The 25609-nt window shown below is 73.6% G+C and carries 25 protein-coding genes and 1 pseudogene; 11 read left to right on the top strand and 15 right to left on the bottom strand.

Annotation, left to right across the window (positions count from 1 at the left end; all coding sequences use genetic code 11):
- Positions 1 to 33 precede the first annotated feature (33 nt).
- Positions 34 to 234, bottom strand: a complete 201-nt coding sequence (locus tag DER29_RS17825) for a DUF5999 family protein (RefSeq protein WP_089000314.1) — start codon at positions 232 to 234, stop codon at positions 34 to 36.
- A 123-nt stretch (positions 235 to 357) separates the two neighbouring features.
- Here DER29_RS17825 and DER29_RS17820 point away from each other — a divergent pair, with 123 nt between their 5' ends.
- From DER29_RS17820 to DER29_RS17810, 3 genes are all read left to right on the top strand, one after another.
- Complete coding sequence (locus DER29_RS17820) at positions 358 to 1554, top strand: chorismate-binding protein (protein ID WP_370040129.1); 1197 nt, start codon at positions 358 to 360, stop codon at positions 1552 to 1554.
- 207 nt (positions 1555 to 1761) lie between these two features.
- Complete coding sequence (locus DER29_RS17815; RefSeq protein ID WP_121398353.1) at positions 1762 to 3369, top strand: L-lactate permease; 1608 nt, start codon at positions 1762 to 1764, stop codon at positions 3367 to 3369.
- Between the two features lie 168 nt (positions 3370 to 3537).
- Positions 3538 to 4194, top strand: a complete 657-nt coding sequence (locus tag DER29_RS17810) for a dihydrofolate reductase family protein (RefSeq protein WP_121398352.1) — start codon at positions 3538 to 3540, stop codon at positions 4192 to 4194.
- A 13-nt stretch (positions 4195 to 4207) separates the two neighbouring features.
- Here the strand turns inward: DER29_RS17810 and pip are convergent, their stop codons facing one another.
- Positions 4208 to 5167: a prolyl aminopeptidase gene (pip, locus tag DER29_RS17805; protein WP_121398351.1), complete on the bottom strand. Its 960-nt coding sequence runs from the start codon at positions 5165 to 5167 to the stop codon at positions 4208 to 4210.
- 54 nt (positions 5168 to 5221) lie between these two features.
- Here pip and DER29_RS17800 point away from each other — a divergent pair, with 54 nt between their 5' ends.
- Complete coding sequence (locus DER29_RS17800; RefSeq protein ID WP_199729342.1) at positions 5222 to 5701, top strand: helix-turn-helix domain-containing protein; 480 nt, start codon at positions 5222 to 5224, stop codon at positions 5699 to 5701.
- A 67-nt stretch (positions 5702 to 5768) separates the two neighbouring features.
- Here the strand turns inward: DER29_RS17800 and DER29_RS17795 are convergent, their stop codons facing one another.
- From DER29_RS17795 to DER29_RS17775, 6 genes and pseudogenes are all read right to left on the bottom strand, one after another.
- Positions 5769 to 6542, bottom strand: coding sequence for an SWIM zinc finger family protein (locus tag DER29_RS17795; RefSeq protein ID WP_121398349.1), 774 nt, complete (start codon positions 6540 to 6542; stop codon positions 5769 to 5771).
- The gene (locus tag DER29_RS36300) at positions 6539 to 7003 is read right to left on the bottom strand and encodes a DEAD/DEAH box helicase (RefSeq protein WP_370040312.1); all 465 of its coding nucleotides are present in this window, start codon (positions 7001 to 7003) and stop codon (positions 6539 to 6541) included. Before DER29_RS36300 ends, DER29_RS17795 begins: the two co-directional genes overlap by 4 nt.
- A gap of 159 nt (positions 7004 to 7162) precedes the next feature.
- Positions 7163 to 7591: pseudogene (locus DER29_RS36295) on the bottom strand (SNF2-related protein); the annotation flags it as partial.
- Positions 7492 to 9000, bottom strand: a complete 1509-nt coding sequence (locus DER29_RS17785) for an SNF2-related protein (RefSeq protein ID WP_370040310.1) — start codon at positions 8998 to 9000, stop codon at positions 7492 to 7494. The pseudogene DER29_RS36295 and the gene DER29_RS17785, both read right to left, overlap by 100 nt.
- A 475-nt stretch (positions 9001 to 9475) precedes the next feature.
- On the bottom strand, positions 9476 to 10294 hold the full coding sequence (locus DER29_RS17780) for an ABC transporter permease (RefSeq protein WP_121398348.1): 819 nt from the start codon (positions 10292 to 10294) through the stop codon (positions 9476 to 9478).
- Complete coding sequence (locus DER29_RS17775; RefSeq protein ID WP_121398347.1) at positions 10291 to 11271, bottom strand: ATP-binding cassette domain-containing protein; 981 nt, start codon at positions 11269 to 11271, stop codon at positions 10291 to 10293. The genes DER29_RS17780 and DER29_RS17775 overlap by 4 nt, the downstream gene beginning before the upstream one ends.
- Positions 11272 to 11344: 73 nt before the next feature.
- Between DER29_RS17775 and DER29_RS17770 the strand changes: the two genes are divergently transcribed.
- Positions 11345 to 12133 carry a TetR/AcrR family transcriptional regulator gene (locus DER29_RS17770; RefSeq protein WP_121398346.1) on the top strand — a complete coding sequence of 263 codons (789 nt, stop codon included), beginning with the start codon at positions 11345 to 11347 and terminating at the stop codon, positions 12131 to 12133.
- A gap of 10 nt (positions 12134 to 12143) precedes the next feature.
- On the top strand, positions 12144 to 12653 hold the full coding sequence (gene def, locus DER29_RS17765) for a peptide deformylase (protein ID WP_121398345.1): 510 nt from the start codon (positions 12144 to 12146) through the stop codon (positions 12651 to 12653).
- A gap of 114 nt (positions 12654 to 12767) precedes the next feature.
- Here the strand turns inward: def and DER29_RS36105 are convergent, their stop codons facing one another.
- Together DER29_RS36105 and DER29_RS17755 are read right to left on the bottom strand one after the other, a co-directional pair.
- Positions 12768 to 13544, bottom strand: coding sequence for a GNAT family N-acetyltransferase (locus DER29_RS36105; RefSeq protein ID WP_121398344.1), 777 nt, complete (start codon positions 13542 to 13544; stop codon positions 12768 to 12770).
- A 57-nt stretch (positions 13545 to 13601) separates the two neighbouring features.
- Positions 13602 to 13970: a helix-turn-helix domain-containing protein gene (locus DER29_RS17755; protein ID WP_121398343.1), complete on the bottom strand. Its 369-nt coding sequence runs from the start codon at positions 13968 to 13970 to the stop codon at positions 13602 to 13604.
- Between the two features lie 100 nt (positions 13971 to 14070).
- Between DER29_RS17755 and DER29_RS17750 the strand changes: the two genes are divergently transcribed.
- Positions 14071 to 14682, top strand: coding sequence for a malonic semialdehyde reductase (locus DER29_RS17750; protein WP_121398342.1), 612 nt, complete (start codon positions 14071 to 14073; stop codon positions 14680 to 14682).
- Positions 14683 to 14711: 29 nt separating this feature from the next.
- Here the strand turns inward: DER29_RS17750 and DER29_RS17745 are convergent, their stop codons facing one another.
- The gene (locus DER29_RS17745; protein WP_370040308.1) at positions 14712 to 15485 is read right to left on the bottom strand and encodes a sulfite exporter TauE/SafE family protein; all 774 of its coding nucleotides are present in this window, start codon (positions 15483 to 15485) and stop codon (positions 14712 to 14714) included.
- 199 nt (positions 15486 to 15684) lie between these two features.
- Here DER29_RS17745 and DER29_RS17740 point away from each other — a divergent pair, with 199 nt between their 5' ends.
- Both DER29_RS17740 and DER29_RS17735 read left to right on the top strand, forming a co-directional pair.
- Positions 15685 to 16464, top strand: a complete 780-nt coding sequence (locus tag DER29_RS17740; RefSeq protein ID WP_121398341.1) for an endonuclease/exonuclease/phosphatase family protein — start codon at positions 15685 to 15687, stop codon at positions 16462 to 16464.
- Between the two features lie 97 nt (positions 16465 to 16561).
- Positions 16562 to 18142 carry an NAD(P)-binding domain-containing protein gene (locus DER29_RS17735; protein WP_121398340.1) on the top strand — a complete coding sequence of 527 codons (1581 nt, stop codon included), beginning with the start codon at positions 16562 to 16564 and terminating at the stop codon, positions 18140 to 18142.
- Between the two features lie 28 nt (positions 18143 to 18170).
- Here the strand turns inward: DER29_RS17735 and DER29_RS17730 are convergent, their stop codons facing one another.
- The gene (locus DER29_RS17730; protein WP_233599887.1) at positions 18171 to 19325 is read right to left on the bottom strand and encodes a glutamate--cysteine ligase; all 1155 of its coding nucleotides are present in this window, start codon (positions 19323 to 19325) and stop codon (positions 18171 to 18173) included.
- Positions 19326 to 19569: 244 nt separating this feature from the next.
- Here DER29_RS17730 and DER29_RS17725 point away from each other — a divergent pair, with 244 nt between their 5' ends.
- A complete protein-coding gene (locus DER29_RS17725; RefSeq protein WP_121398339.1) occupies positions 19570 to 20436 on the top strand; it encodes a bifunctional 5,10-methylenetetrahydrofolate dehydrogenase/5,10-methenyltetrahydrofolate cyclohydrolase in 867 nt (288 codons plus the stop codon).
- A 138-nt stretch (positions 20437 to 20574) separates the two neighbouring features.
- On the opposite strand, the gene DER29_RS17720 is transcribed toward DER29_RS17725, so the two are convergent.
- Positions 20575 to 21585, bottom strand: a complete 1011-nt coding sequence (locus DER29_RS17720) for a tyrosine-type recombinase/integrase (RefSeq protein WP_121398338.1) — start codon at positions 21583 to 21585, stop codon at positions 20575 to 20577.
- Between the two features lie 58 nt (positions 21586 to 21643).
- Between DER29_RS17720 and DER29_RS17715 the strand changes: the two genes are divergently transcribed.
- A complete protein-coding gene (locus tag DER29_RS17715) occupies positions 21644 to 22237 on the top strand; it encodes an AAA family ATPase (protein WP_121398337.1) in 594 nt (197 codons plus the stop codon).
- A 336-nt stretch (positions 22238 to 22573) separates the two neighbouring features.
- On the opposite strand, the gene DER29_RS17710 is transcribed toward DER29_RS17715, so the two are convergent.
- Both DER29_RS17710 and DER29_RS17705 read right to left on the bottom strand, forming a co-directional pair.
- Positions 22574 to 22759 (bottom strand): hypothetical protein, encoded by a 186-nt coding sequence (locus DER29_RS17710; protein WP_121398336.1) that lies wholly within the window; start codon positions 22757 to 22759, stop codon positions 22574 to 22576.
- A gap of 392 nt (positions 22760 to 23151) precedes the next feature.
- Positions 23152 to 25539 (bottom strand): excinuclease ABC subunit UvrA, encoded by a 2388-nt coding sequence (locus tag DER29_RS17705; RefSeq protein ID WP_121398335.1) that lies wholly within the window; start codon positions 25537 to 25539, stop codon positions 23152 to 23154.
- Positions 25540 to 25609 lie beyond the last annotated feature (70 nt).

Genomic DNA, 25609 nt, shown 5'->3' with positions numbered 1-25609 from the left:
GACGCGTCTGGAATGCGTGACGCAGCGTGAAGTTCAGGCGACGAGGGCGTGTCGGGCCGGGCCGCGGTGCGGGGCGATGCTGCTGCCGTCGGGGAGGAGTTCGCCGGTGTCCTCGAAGACGATGACACCGTTGCAGAGCAGGCTCCAGCCCTGCTCAGGGAAGCAGGCGAGGACTCGGGCGGCTTCCCGGTCGGTCGCTTCGGCGGAGGGGCAGGTGGGTTGGTGCTGGCACATCGGGATCTCCGGACTGTGGGGGCACTGTGTCATGGTTCACATGACCAGTGACGCACAGTACCAAGCAAAACCGGCCAACATCGAGCACGTATGCGCGTGGTTTCTCCGAAATCCACTGAACGGATGAGGGATGATGGGCCGGACGGCGTGGAAACGCTCCCAGGGCTAGGGGTCGATACACCGGGGGCGCCGGCCCGCTGCCGCCGTACGCTCGTCGAGCGGGCCCGGTGGCAGTGGCGGCCCGCCGACGGCGGGGACCCGGCGGTGCGGGCCGAGGAGTTCCTCGCCGCGCATGGCCTGCCGCTGCACGAGCTGGCCCGCCCCGCCGGGCGCCACGACCCGGCCGGGGTGTGCGGGGCCGCCCTCTACGTCTCCGCCGCCGCCGGCGCGGCCCTCGTCGGCGCGCCCACCGGCGCGGCCAACCCCGTCCCCGCGCTGCCGGAGGTAGCCGTGGTCGTCTACGGCCACGCACCGGCCGCACCGCGACCCACCGCGGCACCCGACACGCACTGGTGGCGCGGCGACTGGGCCGAGAGCTGGACGCCCCGCCAGCACGCCGACGCCGTGACGGCGGTCCGCGCGGCGATCGGCCGCGGCGACGTCTACCAGGTCAACCTCGTCGGCCACGCCGCCGCCCGCTACACCGGCGACCCGCTGCCGGCCCTGCGCCGGCTCGCCACGCTGCCCGGCGCCCGCTACGGCGGCACCCTCGCCGGGGCGGGCTGGGCGATCGGCTGCGCCAGCCCCGAGACCCTGGTGGAGCTGGCCGACGGCCGGTTGATCACCAGGCCGATCAAGGGCACGCGGCCGGCCACCGCCGCCGGCCGCGCCGAGTTGCTCGCCTCGGCCAAGGAACGCGCCGAGCACGTGATGATCGTCGACCTGGAACGCAACGACCTGGCCCGCGTCGCCCGCACCGGCAGCGTGCGCGTCGACGAGCTGTTCGCCGTACGCCGGTGGTGCGACCTGTGGCAGGCGGAGTCCACGGTGTCCGCGGCGGTCGCCGACGGGCTCGGCCTGGCGGACCTGCTGCGCGCGGTCTGCCCCGGCGGCTCGGTCACCGGCGCACCGAAGCGCGCCGCCCTGGACCACGTCGCCGCGCTGGAGCCGGTCGGCCGGGGTGCCAGCATGGGCGCGCTCGGCTGGGTCGCCCCGGGCCGCATCGACCTGGGCCTGACCATCCGCACCGCCGCCGTGGACGCCGAGCGGGTGCACGTGTGGGCCGGTGGGGGCATCACGTGGGGCAGCGATCCCGACGCCGAGGTCGCCGAGGCCGCCGCGAAGGCCGCCCCGGTGCGCGCCGCGCTCGCCGGCGGCTGAGCGGCGCGGGCCGGGACCCGGCCATCACCGCGCTCGCCGGCGGCTGAGGGGCCGCGCGCCGGGCCCCGGCCGTCACCGCGCCGGTCCCGCATGCACCGGCGCTGCGGTCTGCGCACGGTGGAAGAGGCGTCGCGCCGGCCGCGTCGGATGAGATGAGCCGTACTGCCCGCCACCCGGGCCAGGGCGTCGGCAGCCGAGGCGGTCCCGATGTACCAGCAACCCCTGCAACCCGTCGGCGGGTCGCTCGCGCTCAGCGCCGCCTGCGCCGCGCTGCCGCTGCTGACCCTGTTCGTGCTGCTCGGAGTGGTGCGTACGCGGGCCTGGGTGGCGGCGTTCGGCGCGTTGTCCGTGGCGGTCGTACTGGCCTGGGGGCTGTGGCGGATGCCGCTGCCGCAGACGCTGCTGGCCGCCGCCCAGGGCGCCACCTTCGCCCTCTTCCCGCTCGCCTGGACGTTCGGTACGGCGATCTGGATCCACCGCCTGACCGTGCACACGGGGCACTTCGACACGCTGCGGCAGGGTTTCGCCCGGGTCAGCGACGACCGCCGCGTGCAGGCCATGGTGATCGCGTTCTGCTTCGGCTCGCTGCTCGAGGCCCTGGCCGGGCAGGGCACGCCGGTCGCCGTCACCACGGTCATGCTGCTGGCCCTCGGCTTCACCCCGCTGCGCGCGGCCGCCGTGGCGTTGGTCGGCAACACGGTGCCGGCGGCCTTCGGACCGCTCGGCCTGCCGATCACCACGCTGGCCGGCGTGACCGGGCTGCCCGCCACGGAACTGGGCATGATGGCCGGCCGGCAGGTGCCGGTGGTCGCGGTCGTCGTCCCGCTGGTCGTGCTCGCCGCCGCCGACGGCCGGCGCGGCGTACGCGAACTGTGGCGTCCGGCGCTGGCGTGCGGCGGCGCGTTCGCGGTGGCCCAGTTCGCCACGGCGAACTGGCTGTCGGCCGCCCTGGCCGACATCACCGCCGCGTTCGCGGGGATGGGCGTCCTGCTGCTCGTCGTCCGCCGCGACGTGGTGCGCCGCACGGCTGCCGTGCCGGTCGGCGGGGGGCCGCCGGAGCCCGACGCGCCGGCGCCGGCGGGGTCGCGGTGGCGGGCGTACGCGCCGTACCTGACGATCGTGGTGGTGTTCGCCATCTCCCAGGTGCCGGTCGTCAAGCGGCTGCTCGACGCCGGCACGCTCGCGGTCTCCTGGCCCGGACTGCACGTCGTCACCGCGTCCGGTGACCCGTCGCCCCTGACGACGTTCCGGTTCGCCTGGCTCGCCGCGCCCGGGTCGTTGCTGCTGGTGGCCGGCCTGATCACGGTGGCGCTGCTGCGGGTGGCGCCGCGCGAGGCCGTCGGGCTCTACGGGCGCACCCTGTTCGAGTTGCGGTGGGCCGTGCTGACGGTGGTCGGGCTGCTGGCGCTGTCGTTCACCATGAACGCCGCCGGGCAGGTCGCCACGCTGGGCGTCTGGATGGCCGGCGCGGGCGGCCTCTTCGCCGTGCTGGCGCCGGTCCTCGGCTGGCTCGGTGTCGCTCTGACCGGCTCGGACACGTCGTCCAACTCCCTGTTCGGCGCGCTCCAGGTGGCTGCGGCGCAGCGGGCCGGCCTCGATCCGGTCCTGTTGGCCGCGGCCAACGCCTCCGGCGGCACGCTCGGCAAGATGATCAGCCTGCAGAACCTCACGATCGCGGCCGCGGCGGTCGGACTCACCGGCCGGGAGGGCGACCTGTTCCGGCGGATGTTCGGTCCGAGCGTGCTGCTGCTCGCCCTGATGTGTGTGCTGGTCGGGTTGCAGGCGACGCCCGTGCTGTCCTGGATGGTGCCGTAGCCGGCGCGGCTGCCCTCCCGGGGGTCCTGTCGCGCCCTGCCGACAACATTTTTTGTCTTGACAGTTCCTGTCGTCGGCGGCAGGCTTCGGGTGGGCGGTGCTTCGCCGGAGGAACACACCGCATCCGCAGCCTGCGCGTCCCGCAGGCCCCTGCCAGGGAGACACCGCATGCAGATCAGCGTCCACACCTTCGTCAGCCTCGACGGCGTCATGCAGGGCCCGGGTGGGGCCGAGGAGGACACCAGCAACGGCTTCACGCGCGGGGGCTGGCTCGTGCCGCACAGCGGCGACGGTCAGCTCGACGTCGTGGACGGGTGGTTCCGGCAGGCCGACGCCTTCCTGCTGGGACGCCGCACCTTCGAGATGATGCGCGGCTACTGGCCGCAGGTCACCGACCCCGACAACCTGGTGGCCACCGCCCTCAACACGGGGTCGAAGTACGTCGTCAGCAACACCCTCTCCGACGCCGACGCGGCCTGGGGGAAGACCACCGTGCTGCGCGGCGGCGACATCGTCGCGCGGGTGCGGCGGCTCAGGGAGCAGCCGGGCGGCGAACTCCAGGTGCACGGCAGCTGGCAGCTGGCGCGCGCCCTGCACGACGCGGGGCTCGTCGACACCTACCGGCTGCTGCAGTTCCCCGTCGTCGTCGGCGAGGGCAAGCGACTGTTCGCCGACGGCGCGGCCCCGGCGTCCTACCGGATCACCGACTCGACGGTGGCCGGCGGCGGTGCGGGGGCCGTCGCGCTCACCCTGCGCCGGACCGGTTTCGGGGCCACCGCCGCCGGCGAGTTCGTGGTGCGCGACGGCAAGGAGGCCGTGGCGTAGCGGCGTCGACTCGTCAGCGGCGCGCGGCGAAGTCGTCCAACGCCGCCACGACCCGCTGCGCCATGCCGTTGCCCGCCCCGTGCCCGGCGTCCTCCAGCAGCTCCAGCCGGGCGTCGGGCCAGGCCTGCGCCAGCTGCCACGGCACGTCCGGCGGACTGCTGATGTCGAGCCTGCCGTGCAGCAGCACGCCGGGAATGCCGGCCAGCCGCCCCGCCTCGCGCAGCAGCTGCCCCTCGGGCAGGAAGCACCCGTGCCGCCAGTAGTGGGTGACCAGCCGGGCGAACGCCATCCGGAACACCGGGTCGTCGTAGCGGGGGTCGGGCCGGTGCCCGGGGACGGTGCCGACGTGGGTGTCCTCCCACGCGCACCACTGCCGCGCCGCCCGCGCGCGCACCGCCGGGTCCGCGTCGGCCAGCAGCCGGGCGTACGCGTCGGCCAGGTCGCCGTCGCGCTCGGCCGGCGGCACCCCGTCGCGGAAACGCGCCCACTCGGCCGGGAAGACCCGCCCCATGTCCCGGGTGATCCACTCGATCTCCCGCCGGGTGCCGGCGGTCACGCTGAACAGCACCAGCTCACTGACCCGCTCCGGGTGCCGCTGCGCGTACGCCAGGGCGAGGCAGGAGCCCCAGGAGGCGCCGAGCACCAGCCAGCGGCGCACGCCGAGGTGTTCGCGCAGCAGTTCGATGTCGGCGATCAGGTGCTCGGTGGTGTTGGTGGACAGGTCCACGCCCGGGTCGGCGGCGTGCGGGGTGCTGCGTTCGCAGCCGCGCTGGTCGAACAGCGTCACCCGGTAGCGGGCCGGGTCGAACAGCGTCCGCCAGCCGGGCGAGCAGCCGGAGCCGGGCCCGCCGTGCAGCACCACGGCGGGCTTGCCGTCAGGGTTGCCGCAGGTCTCCCAGTACACGCGTTGACCGTCACCCACGTCGAGCATCCCGTGCGCGTACGGCTCGACCAGGGGATATCGCTCGGCCATCACCCACTCCTCCCTCTCACCAGTCAGATGCAACAGCGCTGTTACATTAGCGGGGTGAGTGACGCGCCGGAACGTGAGGCCCTGGGGACGCTGCTACGGCACGTCCTCGACGTGCTCGACGGCGACGTCGCCGCGGTCTACGCCGAACGGGACCTGGCCGACTACCGGCCCCGGTTCTCACCGCCGCTGCGGGTGCTGCTCGCCGACGGTCCGCTGCCCATCCGCGACCTGGCCCGCCGGGTCGGGGTCACCCACTCGGCGGCCAGCCAGACCGTCGCGCAGATGGCCCGTGCCAGCCTGGTCGAGCTGACCCCCGGGGCGGACGCCCGGCAGCGCATCGTGCGCCTGAGCGGCCGCGCCCGTGAGCTGCAACCGCTGATCGAGGCGGAGTGGGCGGCGACGACCGCCGCGATCCGCGAGCTGGACGCGGAGCTGGCGGTGCCGCTGGCCGACCTGCTGCACGAGGTGCTCGCCGCGCTGCGCCGGCGGCCGTTGCGTCAACGCATCGCCGACGCGGGCCTGCCGCCGCCCTGACGGCCCCGCCCCGCGCCCGCCGGGCCGGCGCATGACGGCGACGCGGCGCGGAGCAGCTGCTGGGACCTCATCGTGGCTTCAGCAGGGCCGCCGCCCGGCCGGCCGCCACGGCCACCGCCGCACGCAGCGCGTCGACGTCCACGTCGGGGGCGGGCGGCAGCAGCGGCAGCGTGGGCGCGCCCGGCACCGGTTCGGGCCCGGGCGGCAGCGGCGGCACCGCCCGGGCGTACGCCTCGGCGGCGGCCGTGCCCGCCTCGGCGGCCCGCACGGCGGCGGTCGCCGGTGCCGGCACCTCGCCGTGGGGCGCGGCGGCCGGCACGAGCGTGCGGGCGTCGCGGCCCCGGACCAGCAGCAGCAGGGCCGGGTCGGCGTCCAGCAGCCAGGACACCTGGTGGCACAGCGCGGCGGCATGCCGGCACGGGTGGTCCCATTCCGGGCAGTCGCACTCCGGGGCGACCTCGCCCAGCCCCGGTAGCAGCGGCACCCCGGTCACCTCGGCCAGGTCCCGGGGCAGCTGCCCGGCCAGCAGCGCCGCCTGGTGCCCGGCGCGGGCGGCCACCTCGCCAGCCAGCCGGTCCCAGTCGTCGTCGGCCAGGGTCGCGACGCGCACCCGGGTGGCGTACGCCTGCTCGGTGTCGCCGTCGTGCACGGCCGCGGCGAGCCGGCCGGGGCTGACGGTGATCGCACCGACGTGCCCGGCGGCGGCCAGCCGACGCCCGGCGCGCAGCGGCCGGGCGTCCAGGGCGTCGGCCTCCCATGCCCGGTTCCAGGCCGTGCCCCACCAGCTACGGGACCGCCGCGCCCGGCCGGGCGGGAAGGCGGGAAAGCCGCGCGGAGTCATCGGTCGCCTCCGAGGGTCACCAGATCGGCCAGTGCGGTGTCGCTGAGCGCGGCAAGTGCCGCCGGCCCGGCGTCGAGGACGGCCTCGGCGAGATCCCGCTTGCCGGCGAGCAGCGCGGCGACGCGGTCCTCGACGGTGCCCTCGGCGATGAGCCGGTGCACCTGCACGGGCCGGGTCTGCCCGATCCGGTACGCCCGGTCGGTGGCCTGGTCCTCCACGGCCGGATTCCACCACCGGTCGTAGTGCACGACGTGGTCGGCGCGGGTGAGGTTCAGGCCGGTGCCGGCGGCGCGCAGCGACAGCAGGAACACCGGCGCCTCGCCGGCGTCGAAGCGGCGGACCAGGTCGTCGCGGGCGGCGACGGGCAGCCCGCCGTGCAGCAGCAGCGCCCCGACGCCCCGGTCGCTCAGGTGCCGGTGCAGCAGCCGAGCCATCGCCACGTACTGGGTGAAGACCAGCACCGCGCCGCCGGCGGGCAGGATCGCCTCGAGCAGTTCGTCGAGCAGGTCCAGCTTGCCGGAGCGGCCGGCCAGCCGCGGCGCGCTCTCCCGCAGGTACTGGGCGGGATGGTTGCAGATCTGCTTGAGCGCGGTGAGCAGCTTGACCACCAGCCCGTGCCGGGCGAGACCGTCGGCGCCGGCGATCGTGTCGAGCAGTTCGGCGACGCACGCCTGGTAGAGGGCGGCCTGTTCGGCGGTGAGCGCGACCGGCTGGTCGGTCTCGGTCTTGGCCGGCAACTCGGGGGCGACGCCGGGGTCGCTCTTGCGCCGGCGCAACAGGAACGGCCCGACGAGACGGGCCAGGTCCCGCCCCGCCTCGGGGTCGCGGTCGGTCTGCACCGGCTTGACCCAGCGGGCCCGGAACTCGCCGAGGGTGCCGAGCAGCCCGGGAGTGGTCCAGTCCAGGATCGCCCACAGGTCGGTGAGGTCGTTCTCCACGGGAGTGCCGGTCAGGGCGACCCGGGCGGTGGCGGGGATCGTGCGTAGTGCCGTGACGGTCTCCGAGTGCGGGTTCTTGACGTGTTGGGCCTCGTCGGCGACGAGCAGCGCCCACCGTCGGGCGGCGAGCCGGGCGGCGTCGCGGCGCAGAGTGGCCCAGGTGGTGAGTCCGAGTGCGGGTTCTTGACGTGTTGGGCCTCGTCGGCGACGAGCAGCGCCCACCGTCGGGCGGCGAGCCGGGCGGCGTCGCGGCGCAGAGTGGCCCAGGTGGTGAGCACGAACCCGTCGTCGAGCCCGTCGAGGGTGCGCTCGGGGCCGTGGAAGCGGCGTACGTCGGTGCCGGGGGCGAAGCGTCGGATCTCCCGTTCCCAGTTGCCCAGCAGCGACGCCGGGCACAGCACCAGGGTCGCGCCGGCGGTGGCCGGGTCGCCCTGGCGGTGCAGGTGCAGGGCGATCAGCGTGACGGTCTTGCCCAGCCCCATGTCGTCGGCGAGGCAGCCGCCGAGGCCGAGGGCGGTCAGCCCGGCCAGCCAGCGCAGCCCGTGGCGCTGGTAGTCGCGCAGGGTCGCGGCCAGCGCGGCCGGTACGTCCACCGGGGGCATGGCGTCGCCGTCGGTGAGCCGCCGGGCGGCCTCGGCCAGCCAGCCCTCGGCGTGCACGTCGACGCGTTCGCCATCGACGTACGTCGCGCCGGTCAACGCCGCACGCAGGGCGGGCATCGCGGCCAGCGACCCGGCGCGCGGTTCGCGGGCGCGACGGGCCAGTTCCGCAGGCACCAGGACCCACCGCTCGCGCAGTCGCACCACGGGCCGGTGCGCGTCGGCGAGCCGGGCCAGCTCGGCGGGGGTGAGGGGAGTGCCGTGCAGGTCCAGCCGCCAGTGCAGCGCCAACTCGCCCGGCTCGGCGAGCAGCCCGGCGCCGCCGGCGCGGCGGGCCGGGGCGCGCAGCACCGCCGAGGCGGTGAGGCCGCGATCGATTCCGGCCGGCCAGTGCACGTCGACGCCGTCGACACCGAGCCGGGCCGCCTCGCCGGTGGCCAGCTCGACGACCTGCGCGTCGGTCAGCGTGAGCGCGTCGGGCACCGCCGTGTCGAGCAGTCGCGCCAGGGGCGGCCACACCCGCGCGGCGTGGCGTAGGGCCAGCAGGGTGGCGTCGCGGGACCAGGGTGGGAATCCGGGGACCGGGGCGCCCCACAGCGCGGCGGTGTCGGTGAGCAACCCCGGCGTGGCACGGCGGTGCACCTGCGCCACCAGCCGCCACGGTTCGTCCGTGGTGTCTCGGTGCTCCAGGCGCAGCGACAGTCGTACCGCCGCGTCGGCGTCGGCGGCGACCCGGGCGGCCCAGTCGCGTAGCCGCCCGACCGGGGTGGGTGGCAGCGCCGACCATGCCCCGCCGGCCGCGTCGTCGCGCGGCAGGGTGTCGGCGACCGCGTCGAGGAAGTCGCGCAGCAGCCGCGTCGGGTCGGGCAGCCACGGCGGGGTGCGCCCGGGTACCGGCGTGGCGCGCGCGGTGGCGGGCATCGCAGCGGCCAGGCGCGCCTGGCGGGCCTCGTCGTCGGCGGTGAGGGGCCCGACCTGCCAGGTGTCGTACCCGGCGGGGGTCACCGCGGGCAGCAGCAGGCCACGGGCGGCCAGGTGCAGGGCCTCGCGGGCCGCCGCGGCCCAGAACGCCGCCGCCGGGTCCGTGGCCTGCCCGGCCAGCAGCAGCGGTACGCCGGCGGCGACGCTCATCCGCCGGGCGGGAACCGGCGCCGGGTGCCCGGCCGGCGGCGTCGCCAGGGTCACCCGCACGGCGTCGCCGGGTCCGTCGGGCGGGGCGTCGCCGTCGGGGGACCAGACGAGCAGCGTCCCGGCGCGGGGCGGGTCGGCGAGGGTGAACGTGACGGCGTGGAAGCCGATCGTCACGGGCGTCCTTCCGGGTGGGTGGTCGGTCCTCGGCGGGCGCGGGGGCGTGGCGAAAGCCGGTGGCGTTCGTCCCGGGGGTCGGCGGCAGGGGTCACCGGCCGAGCCTGCGGTACCGGCGTACCGCCAGGGGCCCGAACACGGCGATCAGCAGCAGCGGCCACGCCACGGCGAGCACGACGGCGTGCTGCGCGGCGAACGACTCGCCGCCCCAGCCGGGGTTGCCGAACAGTTGCCGGCAGGCCCCGGCGGTCGCCGACAGCGGGTTCCACCCGGCGATCGTGGCGAGCCAGCCGGGCATGGTGTCGGGGGAGACGAACGCGTTGGAGGTGAACCCGACCGGCCAGACCAGGATCTGCAGCATCACCACCGACTCGGGTCTGCGCAGCACCAGCGCCAGGTGGATGCCGACCCAGATCAGGGCGAAGCGCAGCAGCAGGAGCAGCCCGACGGCGGCCAGCGCCGCCGGGGCCCCGGCCCGCCACTGCCAGCCGACGGCGACGCCGCAGGCGAGCATGACGGCCAGGCCGGCGGCGCAGTGCAGCAGATCGGCGGCGGCGCGGCCGGTGAGCACCGCCGAGGACGTCATCGGCAGCGACCGGAACCGGTCGGTGACGCCGCGCGCGGTGTCGGTGGCCACGGCCGCGTACGTCGACTCGATGCCGAAGAGCACCGTCATGGCGAACATGCCGGGCAGCAGGAACTCGCGGTAGTCGCCGCCGCCGGGCACGCTCATCGCGCCGCCGAACAGGTAGCCGAACATCAGCACCATCAGCACCGGGAAGAGCAGCCCGACGACGAACTGCCCGGGTTGGCGCCGCCAGTGCGCCAGCGCCCGGCCGGTGAGGGTGACGCCGTCGGCGACGGCCCAGCGCAGGCGGCGCGGCGCGGGGTGCACGCCCGTCGTGCTCATGCGCCCACCCTGTCCCGGTCGGGGCGGGTGGGGCAGTGGTCGGCGGTGAGCCGCAGGAACACCTCGTCGAGGGTGGGGCGGCGCACCGCGACGTCGGCGGCCGTCAGCCCGGCGTCGTCCAGGGCCCGCAGCACGGCGGCCAGCGCAGTCACCCGCCCGGTGACGGGGACGCTCAGGCGCAGGCCCGCCGCGTCGACGAGCGGGGTCGCGGTGACGGCGGCGCCGACGACGCGTACCGCCTTCGCCAGGTCGTCGGCGCGGGTCAGCACGACCTCGACGCGGTCGCCGCCGAGCGCGGACTTCAGCTGCTCCGGGGTGCCGTCGGCGATCACCCGGCCGGCGTCGACGACCCGGACGGTGTGGGCGAGCTGGTCGGCCTCCTCCAGGTACTGCGTGGTCAGCAGCACGGTGGTGCCGTCGGTGACGAGCCGACGCACCGCGTCCCACACCTGAGCGCGGGCGCGCGGGTCGAGGCCGGTGGTGGGCTCGTCGAGGAAGAGCACCGGCGGGTCGAGGAGCAGGCTCGCCGCGAGGTCGAGGCGGCGGCGCATCCCGCCGGAGTACGTGCCGACCGGCCGGTCGGCGGCGTCGCTCAGGTCGAAGCGGGCGAGCAGGTCGGCGGCCCGGGCACGGGCCCGCGCGCTCCCGAGGTGGTGCAGCCGGCCGAACAGCACCAGGTTCTGCCGGCCGCTGAGCACCTCGTCGAGCGCGGCGTGCTGGCCGACCAGGCCGATGCGGGCGCGGACCCGCTCCGGGTGGCGCAGCACGTCGGCGCCGGCCACCCGGGCCGTGCCGGCGTCGGGCCGCAGCAGGGTGCTCAGCACCCGTACCACCGTGGTCTTGCCCGCCCCGTTCGGGCCGAGCAGGCCGCACACGGTGCCGGCGGGCACCACGAGGTCCAGGCCGGCGAGGGCCTGGGTGCCGCCGTAGCGCTTGCGCAGGCCCTCGGCCTCGATGGCCGGTCCGTCGTCGTGCATCGGCGCCCCCGTCCCACTCGTGTCGTACGCCGTACCGTACAGCATACGGTACGGCGCACGCTACAGTGCCGGGATGACGACCGAGTACAGCGGCACCGGCGACCCCGCGCGCAGCCTCGCCCTGCTCTGGCGCACCCGCGAACGCACCAGCCGCAAGGGCCGGCCCGACCTGTCCGTGGACCGCATCGTGCGCGCCGCCATCGACGTGGCCGACGCCGAGGGCCTCGCCGCCCTGTCCATGCGCCGCGTCGCCGAGCGGCTCGGCGTGGGCACCATGTCCCTCTACACCTACGTCCCCGGCAAGGGCGAACTGCTCGACGTCATGCTCGACACCGTCTACGGCGAGACCGCCCGCCCCGACGACGTGCCCGGCGGCTGGCGCGGCCGGCTCACCCACATCGCCCGCGAGACCTGGGCGCTCTACCTGCGCCACCCCTGGCTGCTGCAGGTCGCCACCACCCGCCCCCCGCTGGGCCCCAACGTCATCGCCCGCTACGAGTACGAACTGCGTGCCGTCGACGGCATCGGCCTGACCGACCTGGAGATGGACGCCGTCGTCACCCTCCTCTCCGGCTACGTCCACGGCGCCGTACGCAGCGCCGTGGAGGCCGCCCAGGCCGCCGCGCGCACCGGCATGACCGAGCAACAGTGGTGGCAGGCCCACGCCCCCTACCTGGAGAAGGCCCTCGACCCGCGCCGCTACCCCCTCGCCGCCCGCGTCGGCACCGCCGCCGGCCAGGAGTACCAGGCCGCCGCCGACCCCCACGGCGCCTTCGAGTTCGGCCTGGCCCGCATCCTCGACGGCATCGAGGTCCTCGTCGCCGCCCGCCCGGACGCCGCCGGCACCACCGGCGACCGATAACCTTGCCGGCATGACGATGCGCCCCATCAGGATCATCGGTGACCCCGTGCTGCGCACCCCCAGCGAGCCCGTCACCAGCTTCGACGCCGAGCTTCGCGCCCTGGTCACCGACCTGATGGACACCCTGCTCGGCGCCCCCGGCCGCGCCGGCGTCGCGGCCCCCCAGATCGGCGTCAACGCCCAGGTGTTCGTCTACGACGCCGACGGGCACCGCGGCCACCTGGTCAACCCGACGCTGGAGGTGTCGGAGGAACTGCAGGACGACGACGAGGGCTGCCTGTCCATCCCCGGCCTCTACTTCCCGACGCCGCGCGCCCTGCACGCCACCGCCCACGGCTTCGACCAGCACGGCGAGCCGCTGACCATCTCGGGCAGCGGATTCCTCGCCCGCGCCCTGCAACACGAGACCGACCACCTCGCCGGCCGTCTCTACGTCGACACCCTGCGCGGCGACACCCGCCGCAGGGCGCTGCGGGAGATCCGCGCCGGCCGCTTCGACTCACCCAGCCGCCGCGGCTGAGACAACGTCATCCCGGCGGTCGGCGCCGACGCGGCCAACCCGCAGTTGATCGCACCGCGCACGCGCGGGCCGCCGGCCGGGACGTCGCCCGCGGCACCCGGCCGGCACGGGCGCTCACCGACCGTGGGCGCTCAGCGCGTACTCGCCGTAGTCGGCCACCCGGGTGAAGCCCAGCCGCCCGTAGAGCCGCAACGCCGCCGCGTTGTCCGCCTTGACGTTGAGCGTGACGTGCGTGACGTGCTCGCGCAGCCGCCGGCACAGCGCGGCCACCACCGCGCCGGCCAGCCCCCGCCCGCGCAGCCTGGGATGGGTGCTCACGTTGCCCAGCGCCGCCACCCGGTACGCCGGGGAGAACACGTGCACCCCGGCGACCGCCACCAGCTCACCGCCGTCGCGCACGCCCACGTACTGGCCGGTGTCCAGCATCCGCGGGTCGAACCAGTTGCCCGGGTAGGCGACGTCGTACAGCCGGCGCAGCGCCGGCAGGTCGGCGGCGTCCAGCACGGTTCCCGCCGGGGCCACCGTGTCCAGCCGCGCCGGATCGGTCAGCGCCATGCGGTGGTGCGGGCCGGCCGCGTCCATCCGGAACGCCCCGGCCAGCCCCGGCTCCAGGCCGGGGGACAGGTGCGCCCACAGGCGGGCCGGCAGCACCGGTGCGAGCTGACGCAGCAGCGCCTCCAGCCGGTCCACCCGTGACGGGGCCGCGAACGCCAGCAGCGTGGGCGGGTCCGCGCCGTGGTAGAGCAACGCGACCTCCTCGTCGCGGCGGAACCAGGAGGTGTACGGCCAGAAGAAGTCATCCAGGTCACCCAGCTGGTACGCGTGCAGCACCGGGTCCCGCCCGAGCAGCGCGGCCAGGACGGTCCGGTCGTGTTCGGCGCGCACCGGCATCCGCCGATAATCACACATCCGCCCGGCGCGAAACGCTCCGCCCGGCGCCGGCGCCCCTCAGCAGCCCGGCGGCGCGGCCGTCTCCGGCTCGGCGGGAAGGTTCTCGTGTGCCCACCGGCCCAACGCCTCGAGCACCGGCAGCAGTGCCGCGCCCGCCCCGGTCAGCTCGTAGCTCACCCCCACCGGGGGACCCTGCCGGACCGTCCGGGTGACCAGCCCGAGCCGCACGAGCTCGCCCAGCCGGTCCGACAGCACCGACTCGCTGATGCCGGGCAGGGCGCGGGTCAGCTCCGCGAACCCGGCCGGCCCGTCGGCGAGGGTGCTCAGGAGCATGCCGTTCCACCGCTTGCCGAGAAACGCGAAGGCCCGGGCGACGCCCCCGTCACACGTGCGGGGCGTGTCGCCCACCTGCGGCCTGACCGTCATGACCCCAGGATACGGGGGACATCCCCCGAACAAGGGACTACTAAAAACCTAGCTGCTACCGTTAGCGAAGCAGACCAGCCGATTCGATGGAGACGCCCCGATGAACGACGTCCACTCGCCCCTGATCAACCTCGACCCCGAGGCCCAGGCGCTGCTGTTCACCGACGCCCGCACCGCCAACACCTTCACCGACGAGCCGGTCACCGACGAACAACTCCGGGCGATCTTCGAACTCGCCAAGTTCCCGCCCACCGCCGCCAACACCCAGCCCCTGCGCATCCTCTACGTACGCCCCGGCGAGGCCCGCACCCGCCTGGTCACCCACATGAACGAAGGCAACCAGGCCAAGACCGCCACCGCCCCCATGGTCGCCGTGCTCGCCGCCGACACCGACTTCCACGAGTTCATCCCGCAGATCTTCCCCGTCCGACCCCAGATGCGCGACAGCCTCGCCGGCAACCCCGAGGCACGCGAGCGCATGGCCCGCTTCAACGCCACCCTCCAGATCGGCTACTACCTGCTCGCCGTACGCGCCGCCGGCCTCGCCGCCGGACCCATGGCCGGCTTCGACGCCGCCGCCATCGACCGCGAGTTCTTCGCCGACACCACCTGGAAGACCCTGCTCGTGGTCAACATCGGCCGCCCCGGCGAGAACGCCTGGTTCCCCCGCCTGCCCCGCCTCGACTACACCGACGTCGTCCGGCACGCCTGACCCACCCACGACCAGTGGGTGGCGACCCGTCAGGCCGCCACCCACTGGTCGAAACCCAACTTGCCGACCAACGCCAACACCACCACCAACAGCACCACCCGCACGAAACCCGAACCACGCCGCAACGCCATCCGCGCCCCCAACGCCGCCCCGGCGATGTTGCACACCGCCATCGCCGCCCCCAGCAACCACCACACATGCCCCGTCGCCGCGAACACCGCCAACGCCCCCAGGTTCGTGCCCACGTTCACGACCTTCGCCATCGCCGAGCCGTGCACGAAGTCCGCCCCCACCAGCGCCGTGAACGCCACCACCAGAAACGTCCCCGTACCCGGACCCACCAGCCCGTCGTACAACGCGATGCCCACCCCGGCCACCGCGACCGCCACACCCACCCGCACCCGCGTACGCCGATGCGGCTGCGCCACCACCCCCAACCGCGGCCGCAACACCACGAACGCCGCCACCGACACCAGCACCACCAGCACCACCGGCCGGTACGCCGACGCCGGCACCGCCCCCGCCAACGCCGCACCCACCCCCGCGCAACACATCGCCAACCCCGCCGCCGGCCCCGCCACCGCCCAGTCGATCTTCGTACGCCGCGCGTACGTCACCGCCGCCGTCGCCGTACCCGCGATCGCCGTCAACTTGTTCGTGCCCAACGCCGACGCCACCGGCATCCCGGGGGCCGCCACCAGCAACGCCGGCAACAACAGCAGCCCACCACCACCCACCACCGCGTCGATCCAACCGGCCATCGCGGCCGCGGCGAGCAGGGTCGTCAACGACAGGGGATCCACATCCACGGGCCGCCATTCTGCCCACCACCACCCGCCCCACGACCCGCCCTGTGGCCAGCCTCACCGGCGCCACCGCATCACCGACCCCGCGCCCGACGCAGCCACACCCCCACCGCCGCCAACGCCACGAACAACAGCACCGAACACAACAACACCTTCAACACCGGGCAACCCTCCCACGGCCACGTAGGGTGCAAGCGTGCGCCTGGCCACCTTCAACCTGCTGCACGGCCGGTCCCTCGCCGACGGACTCGTCGACCCCGACCGGCTCACCGCCGCCGTCACCGCCCTCGACGCCGACGTCCTCGCCCTGCAAGAGGTCGACCGCGACCAGAGCCGCAGCGGCAAACTCGACCTCACCGCCATCGCCGCCCGCGCCCTCGACGCCGACGAACACCGCTTCGCCGCCGCCGTCGTCGGCACCCCCGGCGAACAGTTCCGCCCCCTCACCCACGACGACGACGGACACGGCGAACCCTGCTACGGCGTCGGCCTCGTCACCCGCCACCGCGTCCACACCTGGCAGGTAACCCGACTACGCCCCGCCCCCGTACGCTCACCCGTCTACGTCCCCGGCCCCCGCGGCGGACTCATCCTCCTGCGCGACGAACCCCGCGTCGTCCTCGCCGCCGTCCTCGACACCCCACACGGCCGCATCACCGTCGCCGCCACCCACCTGTCCTTCGTCCCCGGCTGGAACGCCCACCAACTCCGCCAGACCGTCCGCGCCCTACGCACCCTGCCCGCCCCGCGCATCCTCCTCGGCGACCTCAACCTGCCCGCCGGCCCCGCCCGACTCCTCACCGGCTGGCGCCCCCTCGGCCGCCGCCCCACCTACCCCGCCGGGCAACCCCGCGTCCAACTCGACCACATCCTCGCCGACCGCCACGGCCTCGACCAGCTGCCACCCGTCACCGCCGTGCACACCCCCGTGTCCACCATCTCCGACCACCGCCCCCTCCTGGTCGACCTCGGCTGACACACCGGCGGGGGAGAGGACACCTCACCACCGGTGGCGTCACCATCACCCCACCCAGCGTTGACACCACCCCGCCGCATCGGCGAAGGTCTCTGGCGTGACGGCACCCACCCCAGGCCCGACGAGCCACCACGACGCCACCACCGAACACCACCGGTACGTCATCATCGGAGCCGGACCAGCCGGCCTCCAACTCAGCTACTACCTCCAACAGGCCGGCTGCGACTACGTCACCCTCGAACGCGCCCCCGCACCCGCCGAGTTCTTCCGCCACTTCCCCCGGCACCGCCGGCTCATCTCCCTCAACAAGGTCCACACCACCAGCACCGACCCCGAGATCCGCCTGCGCTGGGACTGGAACTCCCTGCTGCACGAACCAGCCGACCTGCCCTTCGCCAAGTACAGCAGCGAATACTTCCCCCACGCCGACGACATGGTGCGCTACCTCACCGACTTCCAGCGCTACCACCAACTCGCCGTACGCTTCGACACCCCCGCCGACCGGATCGAACGCCTCGACGACGGCTTCCTCGTCCACACCCCCGACCGCGTCCTGCACTGCCGCTGCCTCATCGTCGCCACCGGCTGGGGCCGACCCAACATCCCCGACATCCCCGGCATCGAACACGCCACCGGCTACGAGGACATGCACACCGACCCCGCCGCCTACGCCGGCCACCGCGTCCTCATCCTCGGCAAGGGCAACTCCGCGTTCGAAACCGCCTCCGCGATCCTCGGCCACGCCGCCATGATCCACCTCGCCAGCCCCCGCCCACTGCGCCTGGCCTGGAACACCAAACACCCCGGAGACGTCCGCGGCCACCACGGCGCCGTCCTCGACAGCTACCAGTTCAAGACCCTGCACTCCGTCCTCGACTGCGTCATCGACGAGATCCGCCCCCTCGACAACCGCTACCAGGTACACCTCACCTACACCCACGCCGACGGCGAAACCGCCGTCATGGAATACGAAACCCTCCTGCGCTGCACCGGCTTCACCATGGACACCACCCCCTTCGACCCCACCTGCCGACCCGACATGGTCCCCAGCGGCCGCATGCCCACCACCACCGGCGACTGGCAGTCCACCAACGTCGACGGCCTCTACTTCGCCGGCACCCTCGCCCAGGACCGCGACCTCAAGAAAGCCTCCTCCGCCTTCATCGACGGATTCCGCTACAACCTGCGCACCCTCACCGCCCTGCTACGCGAACGCTACGACGGCGTACCCCTGCCACACACCCCCGTCGACCGCGACGCCGACACCCTCACCACCCTCGTCCTCGACCGGGTCAACTGGAGCTCCGCCCTGTGGACCCAGTTCGAATTCCTCTGCGACGCCCTCGTCGTCGACCCCCACGGACAGCTACGCCACTACACCGACCTGCCCGAAGACCACGTCCGCGCCCGCTTCCACGACCACCCGCACTACTACACCGTCAGCCTGCGCTGGGGCCGCGACGACTACGGCGACGTCTTCGCCATCGAACGCCACCCCCAACCCGACCGCGCCGCCGAAAGCGCCTTCATCCACCCCGTCATCCGCCGCTACCACGGCGACACCCTCGTCGACGAACTCCACCTGCTCGAAGACCTGCTCGCCGAATGGCGCCGCCCCGACCGCCACGTGACACCCCTGCGCGACTACTTCGCCCGCGAACTGCACCGCGACCGCTGACCGGACGAACCGGACCACCCCGCACCACCTACACCGGCAGTCGCTCATCCACCACCGTCTGCGCCACCAGAAAATCCACCACATCCGTCAACCGACCCCGACGACCCGCCGCCGCCCGCTGCCGCACCGCACCACCACCCACCGCCAACAACCGCTCCGACCAGCCCCGCACCAGAGCCTCGTCCCCACACGCCCGCAACACCGGCGCCAACCACCCCACCACCTCACCCAACACCTCCCGCACCGGACGCAACCGACCCGAACCGACCTCCGGCAGCGACCCCTCCAACCCGTCACGCGCCGCCCGCCAGTACGCCGCCCGCAACCACTCCCCGGCAACCTCCGGACCGTGATCACCCCGATCCACCGCCTCCAACCCCCGCACCACCAACGCCCGCACCAACGCCGCCACCAACGCCGACTCCTGCGCCGACACCGGCACGTCCGACACCCGCACCTCCAACGTCGGATGCGTCACCGACGGCCGGATGTCCCAGAACAACGTCCCCGGATCCACGACCGCCCCCGCCGCCGACAACATCTCCACCACCCGCTCGTAGTGAGCCAGCGACGTGAACCGCGGCGGCGGCCCCGCCACCGGCCACCGCGGCCAGATCATCGACCGCCAACTCGCATAACCCGAATCCCGCCCCTCCCAGAACGGCGAATTCGCCGTCAACGCGATCAACAGCGGCAGATACGCCCGCAGATGATTGCTCACCAGCAACGCCCGCTCCCGATCCGGCAACTCCACGTGCACGTGCAACGCACAGATCGCCAACTCGTCGTGCAACCCCCGAAACGTCGCCGTACCCCGATCCTGCCGCGGCCCCCGCGTCACCGGCGGCGCCGTCGCACCCGGCAACACCGGCGTACCGGTGGCCACGATCCGCAACCCGTCGACCGCCGCACACTCCGCCACCACCCGACGAGCCTGCACCAACTGCGCCAACAACCCCCGCACCGACGACGTCGGATCCGTCCTCGTCTCCACGTGCAGCGTCGTGATCTCACCCGACACCCGCGCACCCAACCGCGCCACCGCCCGATCCACCACCGCACCCGCACCCGGCACCACACACCGACTCACCGGATCGACCAGCAGGAACTCCTCCTCCACCCCCAACCGCGGACCCGACGCCACACCATCCCCGCCGACCTGCACCGGCACCATGGCCTCCATTCACGACACCCCGGGCGACCGCCCGACACGGACAGGCCGACAGGGTAGCCCTAACCAGTGACCAACGGGACACCCACAGTCAGTACGCCGACCCGCCAGCCCGACCGCACCGGGACACACCGCACCCGACCCCTGTGGCAAGCTGAACCCAGACGCGACTGGCGGCCAGAGGATGGGCACCAAACCATCGGGGAGCTCCACGCGCGGAGGTCGACCGCCTGGGCCCCGCCGGCAGAGGAGCACCATGCCCACCGCCCGACTCCTGCCCGGCACCCCCGTCGCCGAACGCATCCTCACCGACGTCGCCGCCGGCGTCACCGCACTGCGCGCCGCCGGCACCACCCCCGGCCTCGCCACCATCCTCGTCGGCGACGACGACGCCAGCGCCGGCTACATCCGCATCAAGCAACGCCAGGCCAGCGAACTCGGCTTCGCCTCACCCCACGTACACCTGCCCGCCACCGCCACCCAGGCCGACCTGCACCGCGCCATCGCCGACTTCAACACCGCACCCGACGTGCACGGCCTGCTCATCCAGCACCCCATCCCCGCGCACCTCGACTACGACCGGGCCCTGCAGACCATGGACCCCGACCTCGACGTCGACGGCATGCACCCGCTCAACATGGGACGCCTCGCCCTCGGCCTGCCCGGACCCCTGCCCTGCACACCCGCCGGCATCGAAGCCCTGCTCGCCTTCCACGACATCCCCGTCGCCGGCCGCGACGTCGTCATCCTCGGCCGCGGCGCCACCCTCGGCCGCCCCCTCGCCCTGCTGCTCACCCAGAAGCGACCCACCGCCAACGCCGCCGTCACCGTCGTGCACACCGGCGTCCCCGACTGGGCCACCCACACCCGACGCGCCGACATCCTCATCGCCGCCGCCGGCGTCCCCGGCATCATCCAACCCGAACACGTCCGCCCCGGCGCCGTCGTCATCGGCGGCGGCGTCCGCTACGAAGGCCGACGCCTCCTACCCGACGTCGCCGAGACCTGCGCCGACGTCGCCGGCGCCATCACCCCCCGTGTCGGCGGAGTCGGCCCCACCACCGTCGCCATGCTCTTCCGCAACGCCCTCGACGCCGCCCGCCGCGCCACCGGCCACGCCTGACCGCCCCCGGCCCGGCGTCGGGGACCCCGACGCCGGGCCGACCGCCCCTCGGGCGGCCACGCCGACACCCGCGCGGGCCATCGGCGCGCGGTCCGACGAGCCCGCCGGCCGGCACCGCGACGCCCGCCGCGTACCGCCTCACGACCGCGCGTCGCCCTCCGCCGCCACCAACCCCGCCAACGCCCGATTGGTGCGGTTGGACCGCACCGCCGCGCGCTGCTGCCCGGCCGTCACCTCGATGTACGTCTGCGACGACGCCAACGACGCGTGACCCAGCAACCGCATGATCTCCGCCGCACTCGCCCCGTCCTCCGCCAACCGGGTCGCGAAGGTGTGCCGCAGCGCGTGCAACCGCGCCCCACGCGGCACCCGGTCGGTGATGCCCGCCCGCCGGTAGCAGGACTCCACCAGGTACTGCAACCCACCCCGACGCAGCGGCTCACCCTGCCGGTCCACCAGCAGCGGCGCGTCCGGCCGCACCGTGCGCGATCCGAACCGGCGCACCCGGCTGTCCAGGTAGCCCACCAGCACCCCGTCGAGTTCCGGCTCGATCGGCACCACCCGCGGCCGCCCGCCCTTGCCCGCCACGTCGACCCGCCGCTCGCCCGCGCGGCCCGTCAACGACCCCACCCGCAGCGCCAGCAGCTCCGACAGTCGCAACCCCGCGCAGAGCGCCAACGCCAGCACCGCCAGGTCGCGTTCGGGCCACGGGTCGCGCTGCCGGCCCTCCTGCCGGGCCACCGAGGCGAGCAACTGCTCGGGGGTGTCCGCGCCGCGTAGCGGCTTGGGCTGGGGGAGAGGTGCCCGGGGGCGGCCGACCGCCGGCATCGGGTTGCCGGCGACCACCCCGTCGGCGACCAGGAAGGAGAAGAAACTGTTCCAGGTGGACCACGCCCGGTGCACCGACGCGGCCGCGCGGGGAGCGGCGAACCGGGCGAATGCCGCGCGCATGACGCGGGCGGTGAGGGAGGCGACGGGCAGCGCGTCGAGGGGGAGGGGAGGGGTGCTCTCCTCGGCCGCCAGCGTGGCGACGGCGCGCAGGTCCCGCCGGTACGCCTCCAGCGTGTGGGGGGAGGGCTTGCGGGTCGCGCGGGCCGTCAGGAACTCCTCGATTAGCCGCTGTACCGATTCGTCCTGTTTGTCATGCATAAGGGATATTATGCATGAATTTCGGGTTGGCAGCCAACCGTGGAGGAAGGGGGAGAGCATGCGGCGGTACGTACTGACGGGTGCGCCGGGGGCGGGCAAGACGACACTCGCCGACGCGCTGCGCTGGCGCGGATGGGACGTCGTGGCCGAGGCGGCCACCGACGTCATCGCGGCGGGGCAGGAGCGGGGAGTGGCCGAACCGTGGCAGGAGGCGGGCTTCGTCGACGCGGTGGCAGGGCTCCAGCGGGAGCGCCGCGAGGCGCACGGATTGCACGGGTCGGTGCAGGTCCACGACCGGTCGCCCCTGTGCACGCTGGCGCTCGCGCGGTACCTGGGACGCCCGCCGGGGCGCGTGCTCACCGAAGAGGTGCGGCGGGTGCTCCGCGACGGCGCCTACCAGCGGCAGGTGTTCCTGGTCGAGCCGTTGGGCTTCGTGACGCCCAGCGCTGCCCGCCGGATCGGCTACGCGGAGTCGCTGGCATTCGCCCGCATGCACGTGGAGGTCTACCGGGCGCACGGCCATCGTCTGATCGCGGTGCCGCCCGCGCCGGTGCGGGCACGGGTCGCGCTGGTGGAGGCGCACCTACGGCGCCTCGGCGACCTGCCGTCCGAGCGGGCCGAGGGAATGCCCGATCCGGTCTACTTGACATAATGTCAATTATCGAACCTGTAGCGTCGCGCTGGTGGCGGCCCAAGGATGGACTCGCGTGGCGACAAGTTGGGGTTCTGGGCGATCGGCGACGCATGCCTGCGCGGTGGCGGGCCCGCGCGGTCGCCGTCGTGATGGCGGTCCGACCCGTAGTGCTCTTTACGCCTGAGTGGACTCGGCTCGTTGCGGTCGACTCCACCGTAAGACCGCCGCCCGAGCCGGTGAGTTCTGCGGGCGGCGGTCCGGGGCCGTCGCGGCCGAAGCTGGCGCTCGCCTGAAGAAGCTGGTGCTCGCCTGAATCGGGCGCACACGGAGCAGTCAGGGCGCCTCAGCACTCCCCTAACACGGCTGGGCGTACCAGTACGGATCGAAGTCCACGTACGGGGCGTCGCTCCGGTAGGCGAAGCCGTGGATCGGGTTGCGGTTCTGGTCCAGCAGGTCGGCCCAGGTGCCCGGAGTCTGGTTGTTGACGACGGACCCGTGCCCGTTCCAGTTGAACAGCGCGTAGTCGCCGCATGCGTACATCACGACATCCGCCCCTGAAAGTAGGTGTCGCTGTAGAGGCAGAAGGAGGTGCCGGCGGCCTGCGAGGAGACTCCGGAGACGCTGGCGTTGAGGTTGTCGTTGGGGCCGGCGTGGGCGGCTGCGGGCGCCGCCAGCGTGGCGGCGGCGGCGAACGCGGCGGTAAGGAAGAGTCGCAGTCTCGTGGACTCACCGTGTCGGCGCGGTCACGATGAGTCAATCCAGTCGATCTGTGTCGATGGCAACTCAGGATGATGGCCGCATCCCATTGCGTGATGGGGCACGACGGCGCACTCCCCTGGCCTGTCTTCCTGCCGTGCGCCGGAACGTGCGGCCGAGTCGGTACCGTGGCGAGCGCCGGGCACCCGCCGCGGTACCGACCGGGCCGCCTCCGGTCAGGTGCCGACGTAGGCCGCGAGGTGCTCGCCGGTGAGGGTGGAGCGCGTGGCGACGAGGTCGGCGGGTGTGCCCTCGAAGACGATCCGGCCGCCGTCGTGGCCGGCGCCGGGGCCGAGGTCGATGATCCAGTCGGCGTGTGCCATGACCGCCTGGTGGTGCTCGATGACGATGACCGACTTGCCGGAGTCGACGAGGCGGTCGAGCAGGGCGAGCAGTTGTTCGACGTCGGCGAGGTGCAGGCCGGTGGTCGGTTCGTCGAGGACGTAGACGCCGCCCTTCTCGGCCATGTGGGTGGCGAGCTTGAGGCGTTGCCGTTCGCCGCCGGAGAGCGTGGTGAGTGGCTGGCCGAGGCTGAGGTAGCCCAGTCCGACGTCGGCGAGGCGGTTCAGGATGGTGTGGGCGGCGGGGATGCGGGCGTCGCCGGCGCCGAAGAACTCCTCGGCCTCGGCGACGGACATGGCGAGCACCTCGGCGATGTTGCGGTCGCCCAGCGTGTACTCCAGGACTGCCGCCTGGAAGCGTTTGCCGCCGCATTCCTCGCAGATGGTCTCGACGGTCGCCATGACGCCGAGGTCGGTGTAGATGACGCCGGCGCCGTTGCAGGTGGGGCAGGCGCCTTCGGAGTTGGCGCTGAACAGTGCGGGCTTGACGCCGTTGGCCTTCGCGAACGCCTTGCGGATCGGGTCGAGCAGGCCGGTGTACGTCGCCGGGTTGCTCCGTCGTGAGCCGCGGATGGCGCCCTGGTCGATGACGACGACGCCGTCGCGGCCGGCGACGGAGCCGTGGATCAGTGAGCTCTTGCCGGAGCCGGCGACGCCGGTGATGGCGCAGAGTACGCCGAGCGGGATGTCGACGTCGACGTCGCGCAGGTTGTGTTCGGTCGCGCCGCGGATCTCGAGTGCGGCGGTGGGCGTGCGTACGGTCTTCTTGACGGCGGCCCGGTCGTCGAGGTGGCGACCGGTGACGGTGTCGCTGTCCCGCAGTTCTTCCACGGTGCCTTCGAAGCAGACCGTGCCGCCGTGGGTGCCGGCGCCGGGGCCGAGGTCGACGACGTGGTCGGCGATGGTGATGGTTTCGGGTTTGTGTTCGACGACGAGGACGGTGTTGCCCTTGTTGCGTAGTTGCAGCAGCAGGGTGTTCATCCGCTCGATGTCGTGGGGGTGCAGGCCGATGGTGGGCTCGTCGAAGACGTAGGTGACGTCGGTGAGGGATGAGCCGAGGTGGCGGATCATCTTGGTGCGTTGTGCCTCTCCCCCGGACAGGGTGCCCGAGGGCCGGTCGAGTGAGAGGTAGCCCAGGCCGATCTGGGTGAACGAGTCGAGGAGGTGTTGCAGCCCCTTGAGTAGGGGGGCCACCGAGGGTTCGTCGAGGTCGCGTACCCATTCGGCGAGGTCGCTGATCTGCATGGCGCAGACGTCGGCGATGCTCTTGCCGTTGATCTTCGACGAGCGGGCTTCCGGGCTGAGTCGGGTTCCGTCGCAGTCCGGGCAGGTCTGGAAGGTCACGGCCCGCTCGACGAAGGCCCGGATGTGGGGCTGGAGGGCGTCGACGTCCTTGGCGAGGAAGGACTTCTGGATCTGCGGGATGATTCCGACGTAGGTCAGGTTGATGCCGTCGATTTTGATCTTGGTGGGTTCGCGGTAGAGCAGGTCGTGCAGTTCCTTCTTGGTGAACTTGCTGATCGGCTTGTCGGGGTCGAAGTAGCCGCAGCCGCGGAAGATGCGGCCGTACCAGCCGTCCATGCTGTAGCCGGGGATGGTGAGCGCGCCCTCGTTGAGTGACTTGCTGGCGTCGTAGAGGGCGGTCAGGTCGATGTCGTTGACGGTGCCCATGCCCTCGCAGCGGGGGCACATGCCGCCGAGGCGGTGGAACGTCGCCTTCTCGGCCTTGGTCTTGTTGCCGCGCTCGACGGTGATCGCGCCGCTGGCCCGGACGGTGGGGATGTTGAAGGAGTACGCGTTGGGCGAGCCGATGTGGGGTTGGCCGAGGCGGCTGAACAGGATGCGCAGCATGGCGTTGGCGTCGGTGGCGGTGCCGACGGTGGATCGGGGGTTGGCGCCCATCCGTTCCTGGTCGACGATGATCGCGGTGGTCAGCCCTTCCAGCAGGTCGACCTCCGGTCGGGTGAGCGACGGCATGAAGCCCTGCAGGAAGGCGCTGTAGGTTTCGTTGATCATCCGCTGTGACTCGGCGGCGATGGTGCCGAACACCAGCGAGCTCTTGCCCGAGCCGGAGACGCCGGTGAAGACCGTCAGGCGGCGCTTGGGGATCTCGACGCTGACGTCCTTGAGGTTGTTCACGCGCGCGCCCTGCACGCGGATCAGGTCGTGGCTGTCGGCGACGTGCGCGGGTGCCTGGGTGTCCGTCCTCGTGGCGGTGCTCATCGTGTCTCCATCGTCTGTGGCGCGGGGGCCGGCGTCGCGGTGTTGCCTGGTCGGTGTCTGGGTGCGCCGG

Source organism: Micromonospora sp. M71_S20, from assembly GCF_003664255.1.
In the GTDB taxonomy this organism is placed as follows: domain Bacteria; phylum Actinomycetota; class Actinomycetes; order Mycobacteriales; family Micromonosporaceae; genus Micromonospora.
The sequence above is the reverse complement of the archived record's forward strand: the minus strand, read 5'-3'. Positions and strand labels throughout refer to the sequence as shown.